Genomic DNA, 12,853 nt, shown 5'->3' on the forward strand with positions numbered 1-12,853 from the left:
TATGAGCCTGGAAAACCACGACCCGCTGATTCTGGTGGTCGAAGATGAGCCGAAACTGGCGCAGCTGATGATCGATTATCTGCATGCCTCGAACTACCGTACCCATCACATTGCTGACGGCAACGCGGTGCTGGAGTACGTGCGCCAGACGCCACCGGACCTGATGCTGCTGGATTTGATGCTGCCAGGCACCGACGGTTTAACGCTGTGCCGTGAAATCCGTCGTCATTCCGAACTGCCGATTATTATGGTCACCGCCCGCACCGAGGAGATCGATCGGCTGCTGGGGCTGGAGCTGGGCGCGGATGACTACATCTGTAAACCCTTCAGCCCGCGTGAAGTAGTGGCGCGAGTTAAAACGATTCTGCGCCGGGTAAAACGGTCGGCAGAAGAGCCGCAAAGCGCCTCGTTACTTCGCGTCGATGAGAGCCGCTTCTTCGCCAGCTGGCGCGACAAGCCGCTGGATCTCACGCCGGCGGAGTTCCGTCTGCTGAAAACGCTGTCGCTGGAGCCGGGCAAGGTCTTTTCACGCGAACAGCTGCTCAACCATCTCTATGATGACTACCGCGTGGTCACGGACCGCACCATCGACAGCCATATCAAGAACCTGCGGCGCAAGCTGGAGACTCTCGACAGCGAGCAACCTTTTATCCGCGCCGTCTACGGCATGGGCTATCGCTGGGAAGCCGATGCCTGTCATTTGATCTAGTTTGATCCCGATCAATTTACTTCCCTTTTCTCACTGCCTACAATTCCGCACCTTTTGCAGGGCTTCACTGCCCTGCACCTGCCGCCTGAGGCGACATGCTGACCTGACATCAGTGAGAAAATCATGAAACCCGAACTGCTTTCCCCCGCTGGCACCCTGAAGAACATGCGTTACGCGTTTGCTTATGGTGCCGATGCCGTTTATGCCGGCCAGCCGCGCTACAGCCTGCGGGTACGCAACAACGAATTCACCCACGAAAACCTCGCACTGGGCATCAGTGAAGCGCACGCGCTGGGTAAAAAATTCTACGTGGTGGTGAACATTGCGCCGCACAACGCCAAGCTGAAAACCTTTATTCGTGACTTAGCGCCGGTAGTGGCGATGCAGCCCGACGCGCTGATCATGTCCGATCCCGGCCTGATCATGCTGGTGCGCGACGCTTTCCCGACGATGCCGGTTCATCTGTCGGTGCAGGCCAATGCGGTTAACTGGGCCACGGTAAAATTCTGGCAGCAGATGGGGCTGAGCCGGGTGATTCTGTCACGCGAGCTGTCGCTGGAGGAGATCGCTGAGATCCGCCAGCAGGTCCCGGAGATGGAGCTGGAAGTCTTTGTCCATGGCGCACTCTGCATGGCCTACTCCGGTCGCTGCCTGCTCTCCGGCTATATGAACAAACGCGACCCGAATCAGGGAACCTGCACCAACGCCTGCCGCTGGGAGTATAAAGTGGCGGAGGGTCAGCAGGATGAGGTGGGGAATATCGTTGGTATACACACGCCTGTCGCCGTACAGGATGTGACGCCAACGCTGGGCGTTGGTCAGCCCACCGACAAGGTGTTTCTGCTGGAAGAGAAGATGAAGCCCGGCGAGGTGATGAGCGCATTCGAAGATGAGCACGGCACCTACATCATGAACTCGCGGGATCTGCGCGCGGTTGCGCACGTGGAGCGGCTCAGCGAGATGGGCGTTCATTCGCTGAAGATTGAGGGACGCACCAAGTCCTACTACTACTGCGCCCGCACCGCTCAGGTTTATCGCCGGGCGATTGATGATGCCGCTGCCGGTAAGCCGTTTGATCCCTCACTGCTGTTAACCCTGGAAGGCCTGGCACATCGTGGCTATACCGAAGGCTTCCTGCGTCGCCACACTCACGACAGCTACCAGAATTATCAGCAGGGCTTTTCGGTGTCTGACCGCCAGCAGTTTGTCGGCGAATTCACCGGCGAACGCCGGGGCGAATGGGCTGAAGTGGCGGTGAAGAATAAGTTTATGCTGCACGACAGTGTGGAGATCATGACGCCTCAGGGGAACCTGAATTGTCAGCTGGACGCGCTGCAGAATGCGCGCGGCGAACCCACTGAAGTTGCCCCGGGCGATGGCCATCGCGTCTGGCTGCGGGTGCCAGAGGAGGTAGATCTGCGTTTTGCTCTGCTGCTGCGCAACTTCGATCACGGAGAAGATACCCGGGACCCTCATAATCGTTTACCAACGGAAACATTTTGAGGAAATCAGAACAGGATCACAGACCCCTGCGCGGCGCTGCTTTATAGTCCCGCCTGCTGCTAACGAGTAACAACAAACGGCAGATTTACCAGGAACCACCTCATTTACCCGCCCGGCTCCCCCGTGCGGGTTTTCTTTTTTCTCTCTTTCGCCAATAATTTACTGCTGGCAGCTGTGTTATAAATCCCTTCTTACTCTGTAGATCTTCAAGGAACGCAAAATGGATAATAAACCGCTTACGCTGCTCATCCTGAATGGGAAAGGCGCGGGTAATGATGATCTGCGCGAAGCTATTACGACCCTGCGTGAAGAAGGCTTCGACATTGCGGTGCGTGTCACGTTTGAAAAAGGTGACGGCGATCGGTACGTCAAAGAGGCCATTGCGCTGCAGGTCGCGACCGTGGTGGCCGGTGGCGGCGATGGCACCATCAATGAAATTGCGACTGCGCTGGCTTCTTCTGAAGCGGATCATCGCCCGGTGCTGGGCATCCTGCCGCTGGGTACCGCCAACGATTTTGCCACCAGCGTCGGCATCCCGGAAGAGATGGAACCGGCACTGCGACTGGCGATTCAGGGCAAAGCCAGTGCCATCGATCTGGCCAGGGTAAACCAGAGCCACTACTTCATCAATATGGCGACCGGCGGGTTTGGCACCCGTATCACGACTGAAACCCCGGAAAAGCTGAAGTCGGCGCTGGGTGGCGTCTCCTACTTTATTCACGGCCTGATGCGCATGGATACGCTGAAACCGGATACCTGCGAGATCAGCGGCCCCGATTTCGCCTGGCAGGGTGATGCGCTGGTGATCGGTATTGGTAATGGTCGTCAGGCGGGCGGCGGTCAGCGGTTATGCCCTTCTGCCCTGATCAACGATGGCCGACTTGACGTCAGTGTTGTCACCGCGCAGGAGTTGCTGCCTACCCTGCTGCACTCGCTGACCGGCGACGATGACAATCCCGGCATCGTCACCACGCAACTGGAGTCACTGACGATCCGTTCGCCGCATGAGATGACCTTTAACCTCGATGGCGAGCCGCTTTCCGGGCGCGAATTCGTGATTGAGGTGATGGCGGGCGCGCTGAGCTGCCGCCTGCCGCCGCAGTGCGCGCTGCTTGCCTGAACCGACATCAGGGGCGAAAGCCCCTTTTTTATTGCTGCCAATAGCGCCCATTTTCTCCGTAACATCCCTCCTGCTGCCTCGCTTTATCACGCCTTAACGGGCGTTTTCAGGCAATGTAAACACTCTGTGATTCCGTTCACAACTCTGCCACCCTAACTTGTATGGTAGTATTAAAGAGCGTACTTTTTCATCATTGAACGCTGACTTAAGGCAACCAGGATGAAAATTGTTAAGGCAGAAGTATTTGTAACCTGCGCAGGCAGAAACTTTGTCACCGTAAAGATCACCACCGATCAGGGTCTGACCGGCATTGGCGACGCAACGCTGAATGGCCGTGAATTACCGGTCGCCTCCTACCTGAAAGATCACGTCTGCCCGCAGCTGATTGGCCGCGATGCGCATCAGATCGAAGACATCTGGCAATATTTCTACAAGGGCGCTTACTGGCGTCGTGGCCCGGTCACCATGTCCGCTATCTCGGCCGTCGATATGGCACTGTGGGATATCAAAGGCAAAGCCGCCAATATGCCGGTTTATCAGCTGCTGGGTGGCGCATCACGCACCGGCGTGATGGTCTATTGCCACACCACCGGCCACTCCATTGATGAAGTGATGGATGACTACGCGAAGCACAAAGAGCTGGGCTTCAAAGCGATTCGCGCGCAGTGCGGTGTTCCGGGCATGAAAACCACCTACGGCATGGCGAAAGGCAAAGGTCTGGCCTATGAGCCTGCAACCAAAGGTAACTGGCCGGAAGAGCAGCTCTGGTCAACCGAGAAATACCTCGATTTTACCCCGAAACTGTTCGCGGCCATCCGTGACAAGTTTGGTTTCGATGAGCACTTGCTGCATGACATGCATCATCGCCTGACGCCAATTGAAGCGGCGCGTTTTGGCAAGAGCGTGGAAGATTATCGCCTGTTCTGGATGGAAGATCCGACGCCTGCTGAGAATCAGGAGTGCTTCCGCCTGATCCGCCAGCATACCGTTACGCCGATTGCCGTGGGTGAAGTGTTCAACAGCATCTGGGATTGTAAGCAGCTGATTGAAGAACAGCTGATCGACTACATCCGCACCACCATTACGCATGCGGGCGGCATTACCGGTATGCGGCGTATCGCTGATTTTGCCTCGCTCTATCAGGTGCGCACCGGCTCGCACGGTCCTTCTGATCTCTCCCCTGTCTGCATGGCGGCTGCACTGCACTTTGACCTCTGGGTGCCGAACTTCGGTGTGCAGGAGTACATGGGCTTCTCTGAACAGATGATGGAGCTGTTTGATGCAAACTGGACCTTTGACCAGGGCTATATGCATCCAGGCGACAAACCAGGTCTCGGCATTGAATTCAACGAGAAACTGGCGTCGAAATATCCCTATGAACCTGCCTATCTCCCGGTCGCCCGTCTTGAAGACGGCACCCTGTGGAACTGGTAAGGAGAAGCTGATGAAAAGCGTTGTTATTGAACAGCCGGGTGAACTGGTAGTGGCTGAACGTCCGCTGCCACAACCTGCGGCGAGCGAAGTCCGGGTCAAAGTGGCTTATGCCAGTATCTGCGGCTCTGATGTGCATATCTGGCACGGGCATAACCCGTTCGCGAAATATCCACGGGTAATTGGTCACGAATTTTTCGGCGTCATTGACGCGGTGGGTGACGGTGTTGATCCGGCCCGGCTGGGCGACCGCGTGGCGGTGGATCCGGTGGTGAGCTGCGGCAGCTGCTATCCCTGCTCGGTAGGCCGTCCCAATGTCTGCACCACACTGCAGGTGATTGGCGTGCACCGTGATGGCGGCTTCAGCGAGTTTGCGCTGGCTCCGGCAAAAAATGCCTTTTCCCTGCCGGACAGCATCCCCGATCGGCTCGCCAGTCTGGTTGAGCCTTTCACTATCGCCGCCAATATCACCGCGTTTCTCAAGCCGCAGCCAGACGATGTGGCGCTGATTTACGGTGCCGGTCCGATGGGGCTCACTGCGATTCAGGTGCTGAAGGGCGTCTATAAGGTTAAAAAGGTGATGGTGGTGGATCGCCTGCCGGAAAGGCTGGCACTTGCAGAGCAGAGCGGTGCCGATCAACTGTTTGATAACAGTGAAATCCCGCTGGCGGCACAACTTGAGGGCGTGCAGCCTACGCTAATTATCGACGCGGCCTGCCATCCCACCATTCTGGCTGAAGCGGCTGCCCTCGCCTCACCGGCCGCGCGCATTGGCCTGCTGGGTTTCTCCGGCGAGCCGTGCAGCATTACTCAGCAGAGCCTGACCAGCAAGGAGCTGTCGCTGTTTACCTCACGTCTTAACAGCAATCGTTTCCCACAGGTGATCGAATGGATGGAAGAAGGGTTAATCCAGCCAGAGAAACTGGTCACGCACTACTTCCCGCTGCAGGAGATTGAGCGTGCGATGACCCTGTTTGAAAAAGATCCGCGCACCTGCTGCAAAGTCATACTTCAGATGGGTTAATTATCCGCTGAACACCAGGTCTCCTCAGCCGGTGCGTACCCGCCGGCATGACTATAAAGATAAAACAGATCACGGAGTTTGTATGTTCAAGAATCTGCGCTGGACCCTCGTTTTGCTGCTGTTCCTGGTTTACATGATTAACTACCTCGATCGTGTCGCCCTGTCGCTGACGGTGCCGCTGGTGGAAAAAGATCTGGCGATCAATGCTGAGCAGTTTGGCATGATCTTCGGCAGCTTTTTCTTTGGCTATGCCCTGTTTAACTTTCTTGGCGGCCTTGCCACTGACCGCTATGGCCCTAAAATCGTGCTGGCTGTGGCGGTAGGTGCCTGGTCCATTTTCTGCGGCATGACCGCACTGGCCACCGGCTTCTGGTCGCTGCTGATCCTGCGTGTGCTGTTTGGCATGGCTGAAGGCCCGATCTGCTCCTCGGCCAACAAAGCGATTAACGGCTGGTTCCCGAAAAAACAGGCCGCGACGGCCATGGGCTTACTGAGTGCCGGATCACCTTTAGGTGGTGCGGTCGCTGGCCCGATCATTGGTTATCTGGCGCTCGCCTATGGCTGGCGTCCGGCGTTCGTGATTGTCTGCTGCATCGGTCTGGTGTGGATGGCGTTCTGGCTCTTCTTCGCCGCTGACAATCCGGCGAAGAGCAAGCGTGTCAGCGAAGAGGAACGTCTGCTGATTGATCGCCTGAAAGCAACGAACCCGAATGATGAAGTTGATCTGTCGGAAACGTCACATCCGTTTGGCTACTACCTGCGCCAGCCGATTATCCTGGTCACCGCTTTTGCCTTCTTCTGCTACAACTACATTCTGTTCTTCTTCCTGAGCTGGTTCCCGGCCTACCTGGTGCAGGCGCACGGCCTGGATATCAAATCGATGAGCATCACCACCATGATCCCGTGGATCGTCGGTTTCGTTGGCCTGGCGCTGGGTGGCTGGATCTCCGATAAGATCTTTAACATCACCGGCAAGCTGTTGTTGTCCCGCAAAATTGTGCTGGTGGTCTCACTGCTGGCCGCCGCAATTTGTGTGGCGCTGGCGGGTACGATAAAAGATGTGGTGCCTGCGGTAATTATGATGTCGGTGTCGATTTTCTTTCTCTATATCACCGGCGCAATCTACTGGGCGATTATTCAGGATGTGGTGCACAAGAGCCGTATCGGCAGCATCAGCGGCTTTATCCATCTGGTGGGTAGCCTCTCCGGCATCATCGGGCCTATTGTCACCGGGTTTATTGTTCATCACACCGGTAAATTCGATAGCGCCTTTATCCTTGCAGGCTGTGTCGCCGCGCTGGGTGCCTTCCTGGTGTTATTTGTGATTCGCAGTCCGAAAACCCAGGATAAACCGGTTTCGGTCTGAGTGTTGTTTCGCTAACAGATGTATGATTTCGGGGCGCTTTGCGCCCCGTTTGCCATAAGGATGGACTATGTTACAGATTGATCGCCTGCCCGCTGAGGTCAAGCGCCCCGCTTACGACCGCAGCCAGTTAAAAAACCGTATGGTACATATCGGTTTTGGTGCATTTCACCGTGCCCATCAGGCGCTCTGCAGCGATAAGCTGGCTGAACAGGGCAGCGACTGGGGTTATTGTGAAGTGAACCTCAACAGCGGCGCGTTGATTGAAGCCCTGCGAGAGCAGCAGCTGCTTTATACCCTCACCGAGATGGCCGATGATTCATTGCATACCCGGGTGATTGGCGTCATTACTCAGGCACTGCACGGCAAAAGTGACGGTATTGAGGCGGTGATCAATGCCATGAGCCAGCCTGAGGTGGCGATTATCTCCATGACCGTCACCGAGAAAGGCTATTGCCACCAGCCTGCCAGTGGCAATTTAAATCCCGATCACCCTGACATCGTGCATGACCTGCAGAATCCGCATTCGCCGCGTTCGCTGCCCGGTCTGATTCTGGCCGCGATTCGCCGCCGACGGGATCAGGGCTTACCCGCCTTTAGCGTGATGTCCTGTGACAACATGCCGGAAAATGGTCACGTGACCCGCAACGTTGTTGTGCAACTGGCACAGCATCAGGATCCGGCCCTGGCAGACTATATTCAGCAACACATTACCTTCCCCTCCACCATGGTGGATCGTATCGTTCCGGCCATGACCGATGCGGCGTTTGCGGCACTAGGCGCGCGTCTGGGTTCCGATGACCCGGTTGCGGTTGAAGCGGAGCCCTTCTTTCAGTGGGTGATTGAAGATAACTTCGTCAATGGCCGTCCGGCGTGGGAAAAAGCGGGCGCAGAACTGGTCAGTGACGTTCTGCCCTATGAAGAGATGAAACTGCGCATGCTGAATGGCAGCCACTCTTTTCTGGCCTATCTCGGCTTCCTGGCCGGTTATGAATACATCAGCGACTGCGTGGCCGATGCCCATTTCCGCGCCGCCGCCCGTGCACTGATGATCGATGAGCAGGCGCCGACGCTGCGTACCCAGGGCGTGGATCTCAACGCCTATGCCGATTCGCTGATCGCCCGTTACGAAAACCGTGCCATTAAACATCGCACATATCAAATCGCCACTGACGGATCGCAAAAATTGCCACAACGCATGCTCGACAGTCTGCGCTGGCACCTGCAGCGCGGCAGCCGCTGCGACCTGCTGCTGCTGGGCGTGGCGGGCTGGATGCGCTATGTCGGCGGCGTCGATGAACAGGGTCAGCCGATTGAGATCCGCGATCCGCTGAAAGCCACGCTGGCAGAGACGGTTGCCGGTAGCGAAGAAGGCGAAGCGCGTGTCCGTGCGCTATTGGGTCTGCGCGACATCTTTGGCGACGATCTGGCGCAGAACGCCGATCTGGTGGCCCGACTGACGACGTATTACCAGCAACTGACGACTCAGGGCGCGCGGGCGACGGTGCAGCAGTGTATGAGCCAGGCATAACAGCATGGTGACAAAGCGCTGGCGCAGATGCAGCGCGCTGATTAGACTGACACTTTCCCATCGCGCTGGCCCCTGCCAGCCGTAATATGGATATTGCTGCATGTCGATCGCCTATACCATTACTACCAGCGAACCGGTAAATCAGCAGATTTACCGGTATCTGCGCAAAGATATCGTCACCTGCGCAATTCAGCCGGGCTCGCTGCTCTCGGAAAAAGAGGTATCCGCGCGCTTCAACGTCTCACGCCAGCCGGTGCGCGAAGCGTTCATCAAGCTGGCCGAAGCCGGACTGGTACAGGTATTGCCGCAGCGTGGCACTTTCGTGCGCAAAATCTCCGCTAAGCGGGTGGCGGATGGCCGCTTTATCCGGGAGGCCGTTGAGGTGTCGGTGGTTCGCCGTGCGGCACTGGAGATTGATGATCCGGCTCTGATGGCGCTGGAGCATAACCTGCAGCTGCAGCGCATGGCCGCTGAGCGGCATGACAGCCAGGCTTTTCTCACTCTGGACGATGAGTTTCATCGCCTGATTGCTGAAAGCATTGACTGTAAGCTGGCCTGGGAAACGGTGGAGAACATCAAAGCGGCCATGGACCGGGTGCGGTTTCTGACGCTGAGTGAAGTCTCTCCACCGGACAAGCTGATTGAGCAGCATGAAGAGATTTTTGCGGCGCTGAAGCGTCATGACGCCGATGCAGCCGAAGCGGCAATGCGTCGTCATCTGCAGGAGATGATCTTCTCTATCACCCCGATTGCCGAGCGTAACAGCGCCTGGTTTGAAGCACCCTGAACCTGGAACCGCCCGCACCACCTGATTACCAGGTCGATGCGGGCCTTCGTCGTTACCACCATTGATGAAAATGGTGAACCGGCCCGATACCCTTCCCGACCTCCAGCGAATCTGCCTGCAGCAGCGCCTGCTGTAACCAGTTTTTGGCTTCCCCAATCGTCTCTGCCCAGTCAGCATGACGTGGTCGCAACGCGGCTAAGGCTGCCGACAGCGTACAGCCGGTGCCGTGCGTATGACGGGTATTCACGCGCGGCGTACTGAATCGCTGCTCTGCTGAGTGCGTGATCAGCCAGTCCGGGCTCTCTGCCGCCGCAAGGTGACCGCCCTTCATCAGCACGGCCTGACAGCCCAGTGCCAGCAATGCCCGTCCCTGCTCGCGCATTTCCTTTTCATCTGCCGCAATGGCGCAGTCCAGCAACGCCGCCGCTTCCGGCAGATTAGGCGTGATCAGCGAGACCTGCGGCAATAACAGCTCCCGAACACTGGCTACGGCGTCTGGCGAGAGCAGCGCATCACCACTTTTCGCAACCATGACCGTGTCCAGCACGATAAACGGGATTGCCGCATTGCTCAGCCGGGCCGCAACCTGCTCCACGATAGCTGTTTCTGACAGCATGCCAATTTTTGCGCTGTCGATGCGCACATCACTGAGCACCGAATCGAGCTGGGCGGCCACAAAGTCAGGCGTAATGCGGTAAACCGACTGCACGCCGCAGGTGTTCTGTGCCACCAGCGCGGTGATGACGCTGGTGCCATAGGCTCCCAGAGCGGAGAAGGTCTTGAGATCGGCCTGAATCCCTGCGCCGCCGCTGGGATCGGTACCCGCAATCGTCAGAGCGTTAATACGCTTCATGATTACCCTCCAGCGTCCAGAGTGCATCTATAAACGCTGTGGCAAAGCTGCCGGGTCCGGCAGCCTGCGCCGCCGCCTTTTCACCCGCCAGCGCCATCACCTGACAGGCGGCCGCGACATTCATGAGCCGATCGCCTGGCAAAGAGCTGAACCCCGCCACCACTGCCGAGAGGGCGCAGCCGGTCCCGACTACCCGTGTCATTAAGGTGTTTCCACCTTGTATAGCAAGGAGTCGCTGACCATCGGTGGCGTAGTCCACTTCACCGGTGACGATCACCAGCGTGCTCCAGGTTTTCGCGAGCTGCCGGGCCGCATCGAGTGCTGCATCCGCCTGATGCAGCGTATCGACACCGCGCCCGCCGCTGGCCTGTTGTGCCAGTGCCAGAATCTCTGACGCATTACCCCGAATTACAGCCGGTTGCTGGCTTAACAATTGCTGGCAGAAGTCACTGCGCAGCGTCAGTGCGCCGACGGCAACCGGATCGAGTGTCCAGGGCGTGCCCGCCTGATTAGCCGCGGTGACGGCAGCCTGCATCGCCTGCTGGCGCTCGCGGGTTAAGGTGCCCACGTTAATCAACAGTGCATCGGCCATGCTACTGAACTGGGCGGCCTCAGCGGCATCGATCACCATCGCCGGTGAGGCATGGAGTGCCAGCAACACGTTGGCGGTGAAGTTCTGGACCACGTCATTGGTCATACAGTGCACCAGCGGTGACTGGCGGCGGAAAGCGTGAAGAATGGGCGCGAAGTGCGCGGCAGAAAGGTGTTGAGATTGATGTGTCATCGTAGCTCCCAACCGGCGAACAAGAAGGCGAATGCGGTCAGGCATCAGACTTCCCTACGCTGGCATTATCCAGTTCAGGTCAGCGGGTTTTTCTCAGCCCTTTCCGTGTGGAAAGCGGCACCCCGAGTCGTATTACGGCTTGCAGCATAGGCAAGCCGCGCAGCGAAAGCAAGCGACTCCCGCCTGGGAAATAATCAGAGCTGAAACAATTCACATGATCCCGATCAACGCCTGAGGGTGTAAAAAAAGGCTTAATGCTGCGGGTTAACGAGATACCTCTTTATAGGTAGCCCCGCTTATTACCCGGATGGGTAATATTTCCCGCAGTGACTCTGGTTACCCCATAATAATTAACCTGCTCGCAGCATCATCGTAAAAAACACTTTATTTCATGGAGTCAGAAAACTCCTGAAGCGGAACTTCATACTATTCAGGATGTATGATGCGATTTTTAGCGCTTATTCCACACCGCCATCGATGGCAGGATATTAATATTGAACGCAAGGGTGCCGTGGCACCCAATGGCAGACAGTACCTCTCCACCTATATCTCCGCCCGTTGCACAGGCTGTGGCGAAATTATTCACCGGGTCTATTATCGCGACATCAGCGAGCACCAGGCGCGCCGCTGGTTAGGTTAGCGTCCCGGCAACGGTCATTCCGGACACACTTAAAGTTAACAGTTAGTTAGCAATTTGTTAGTCTGGTAACTAATCATCGTCTGACCAGACTCTCTCTATGCCACTGCTGTTTGAAAGCTTAAGCCATCAAATTTACCTGTCAGCCCCGCTGTTTATCCTGATCCTGCTGGGGTACTGCCTGACGCGCCTCGGGAAATGGCCCGCCAGCATCAGCGAAGGGATGAACCGCTTTGTGTTTAACGTTGCCCTGCCCTGCATGCTGTTTCGGGTGATGAGCACCTTCTCGCAAAGTCCGCCGGTGGATGCGCGCCTGTTGCTGGCCTTTTTCGGCAGTTGCCTGCTGGTGTTTATCGTGGGACGACTGCTGGCAACAAGGCTGTTTAATCTGGATGGCGTAGCGGCGTCGGTTTTTGCGCTGGGCGGCATCTTTTCCAATAACGTCATGCTGGGGATCCCGGTGGCCACGGTGCTGCTGGGGCCAGAAGCCCTGCCCCCGGTGGCGCTGGTGCTGGTGTTTAACAGCTTGATCCTCTGGACCTTACTGACCGTTTCGGTCGAGTGGGCAAAACAGGGCAGCTTCTCGCTGGAAGGACTCTGGCGCACCCTGCTCGGCGTGCTGAAGAATCCGCTGATCATCGGTATTCTCAGCGGTACAGCCTGGAGCTTTCTGCAACGTCCCTTGCCGCTGCTGGCCGCTGAACCGCTAAAGATGCTGGCCTCACTGGCCGCACCCTTGTCGCTGGTGACGCTGGGCATGAGCCTGGCGCACTATCGGGTGCGGGATGGCTTAAAAGAGAGCTATACCATCTGCCTGCTGAAGCTGGTGCTGCAACCGATGACGGTATGGGCTATCGCGTGGCTGACCGATCTGCCGCCGCTGGAGAGTAAAGTGGTGGTGCTGCTGGGATCGATGGCAGTCGGGGTTAACGTCTATCTGATGTCGCAGAAGTTTAATGTCATTACCGGCCCGGCGGCGGCGAGCATGCTCTTTTCTACCGTGTTTGCGGCGGTGACAACGCCAATCTGGATGATGCTTATGACGCTGGCGGGCTATTAACAGGCTAAAAAAAAAGCCCCTCAGCACGCGTGCTGAGGGGCTATTGTCTGG

The 12,853-nt window shown here is 57.1% G+C and carries 12 protein-coding genes and 1 riboswitch; of the genes, 10 read left to right on the top strand and 2 right to left on the bottom strand.

Annotated elements, in window-relative coordinates; all coding sequences use genetic code 11:
* The first annotated feature begins 1 nt into the window (after position 1).
* The 8 genes from baeR to NR195_RS07720 all read left to right on the top strand — a co-directional run bounded on the left by baeR (position 2) and on the right by NR195_RS07720 (position 9,468).
* A complete protein-coding gene (gene baeR / locus NR195_RS07685; RefSeq protein WP_010248188.1) occupies positions 2-709 on the top strand; it encodes a two-component system response regulator BaeR in 708 nt (235 codons plus the stop codon).
* A 120-nt stretch (positions 710-829) separates the two neighbouring features.
* Positions 830-2,212: a tRNA 5-hydroxyuridine modification protein YegQ gene (gene yegQ / locus NR195_RS07690; RefSeq protein ID WP_033743970.1), complete on the top strand. Its 1,383-nt coding sequence runs from the start codon at positions 830-832 to the stop codon at positions 2,210-2,212.
* A 220-nt stretch (positions 2,213-2,432) separates the two neighbouring features.
* On the top strand, positions 2,433-3,332 hold the full coding sequence (yegS, locus tag NR195_RS07695) for a lipid kinase YegS (RefSeq protein WP_187492117.1): 900 nt from the start codon (positions 2,433-2,435) through the stop codon (positions 3,330-3,332).
* A 219-nt stretch (positions 3,333-3,551) separates the two neighbouring features.
* A complete protein-coding gene (gene manD, locus NR195_RS07700; protein WP_010670990.1) occupies positions 3,552-4,766 on the top strand; it encodes a D-mannonate dehydratase ManD in 1,215 nt (404 codons plus the stop codon).
* A 10-nt stretch (positions 4,767-4,776) separates the two neighbouring features.
* Positions 4,777-5,787, top strand: coding sequence for a Zn-dependent oxidoreductase (locus NR195_RS07705; protein ID WP_256844376.1), 1,011 nt, complete (start codon positions 4,777-4,779; stop codon positions 5,785-5,787).
* 82 nt (positions 5,788-5,869) lie between these two features.
* Positions 5,870-7,153: an MFS transporter gene (locus NR195_RS07710; RefSeq protein ID WP_010248200.1), complete on the top strand. Its 1,284-nt coding sequence runs from the start codon at positions 5,870-5,872 to the stop codon at positions 7,151-7,153.
* 67 nt (positions 7,154-7,220) lie between these two features.
* Positions 7,221-8,681 (top strand): mannitol dehydrogenase family protein, encoded by a 1,461-nt coding sequence (locus NR195_RS07715; protein ID WP_256844377.1) that lies wholly within the window; start codon positions 7,221-7,223, stop codon positions 8,679-8,681.
* 100 nt (positions 8,682-8,781) lie between these two features.
* The gene (locus NR195_RS07720) at positions 8,782-9,468 is read left to right on the top strand and encodes a GntR family transcriptional regulator (protein WP_010248206.1); all 687 of its coding nucleotides are present in this window, start codon (positions 8,782-8,784) and stop codon (positions 9,466-9,468) included.
* Between the two features lie 52 nt (positions 9,469-9,520).
* Here the strand turns inward: NR195_RS07720 and thiD are convergent, their stop codons facing one another.
* Positions 9,521-10,321 (bottom strand): bifunctional hydroxymethylpyrimidine kinase/phosphomethylpyrimidine kinase, encoded by an 801-nt coding sequence (gene thiD, locus NR195_RS07725; RefSeq protein WP_010670993.1) that lies wholly within the window; start codon positions 10,319-10,321, stop codon positions 9,521-9,523.
* A complete protein-coding gene (thiM, locus tag NR195_RS07730) occupies positions 10,308-11,105 on the bottom strand; it encodes a hydroxyethylthiazole kinase (protein WP_256844378.1) in 798 nt (265 codons plus the stop codon). Before thiM ends, thiD begins: the two co-directional genes overlap by 14 nt.
* Before the next feature lie 34 nt (positions 11,106-11,139).
* Positions 11,140-11,240: riboswitch (TPP riboswitch) on the bottom strand.
* A 307-nt stretch (positions 11,241-11,547) separates the two neighbouring features.
* On the opposite strand from thiM, the gene NR195_RS07735 reads away from it, so the two are divergent.
* Together NR195_RS07735 and NR195_RS07740 are read left to right on the top strand one after the other, a co-directional pair.
* Positions 11,548-11,745 carry a hypothetical protein gene (locus NR195_RS07735; protein ID WP_069025193.1) on the top strand — a complete coding sequence of 66 codons (198 nt, stop codon included), beginning with the start codon at positions 11,548-11,550 and terminating at the stop codon, positions 11,743-11,745.
* 97 nt (positions 11,746-11,842) lie between these two features.
* Positions 11,843-12,802, top strand: a complete 960-nt coding sequence (locus NR195_RS07740) for an AEC family transporter (protein ID WP_022625034.1) — start codon at positions 11,843-11,845, stop codon at positions 12,800-12,802.
* The last annotated feature ends 51 nt before the right edge of the window (positions 12,803-12,853 follow it).

It is taken from the genome of Pantoea sp. Ft-CA_14 (assembly GCF_024520875.1).
Lineage (GTDB): Bacteria > Pseudomonadota > Gammaproteobacteria > Enterobacterales > Enterobacteriaceae > Pantoea > Pantoea agglomerans.

Excerpts from the sequence above, each read along its gene's own strand:
- NR195_RS07740 (WP_022625034.1), top strand. The coding sequence starts at position 11,843 with ATGCCACTGCTGTTTGAAAGCTTAAGCCATCAAATTTACCTGTCAGCC.
- baeR (WP_010248188.1), top strand. The coding sequence starts at position 2 with ATGAGCCTGGAAAACCACGACCCGCTGATTCTGGTGGTCGAAGATGAG.
- thiD (WP_010670993.1), bottom strand. The coding sequence starts at position 10,321 with ATGAAGCGTATTAACGCTCTGACGATTGCGGGTACCGATCCCAGCGGC.
- NR195_RS07735 (WP_069025193.1), top strand. The coding sequence starts at position 11,548 with ATGCGATTTTTAGCGCTTATTCCACACCGCCATCGATGGCAGGATATT.
- thiM (WP_256844378.1), bottom strand. The coding sequence starts at position 11,105 with ATGACACATCAATCTCAACACCTTTCTGCCGCGCACTTCGCGCCCATT.
- NR195_RS07720 (WP_010248206.1), top strand. The coding sequence starts at position 8,782 with ATGTCGATCGCCTATACCATTACTACCAGCGAACCGGTAAATCAGCAG.
- yegS (WP_187492117.1), top strand. The coding sequence starts at position 2,433 with ATGGATAATAAACCGCTTACGCTGCTCATCCTGAATGGGAAAGGCGCG.
- manD (WP_010670990.1), top strand. The coding sequence starts at position 3,552 with ATGAAAATTGTTAAGGCAGAAGTATTTGTAACCTGCGCAGGCAGAAAC.
- NR195_RS07710 (WP_010248200.1), top strand. The coding sequence starts at position 5,870 with ATGTTCAAGAATCTGCGCTGGACCCTCGTTTTGCTGCTGTTCCTGGTT.
- NR195_RS07715 (WP_256844377.1), top strand. The coding sequence starts at position 7,221 with ATGTTACAGATTGATCGCCTGCCCGCTGAGGTCAAGCGCCCCGCTTAC.
- NR195_RS07705 (WP_256844376.1), top strand. The coding sequence starts at position 4,777 with ATGAAAAGCGTTGTTATTGAACAGCCGGGTGAACTGGTAGTGGCTGAA.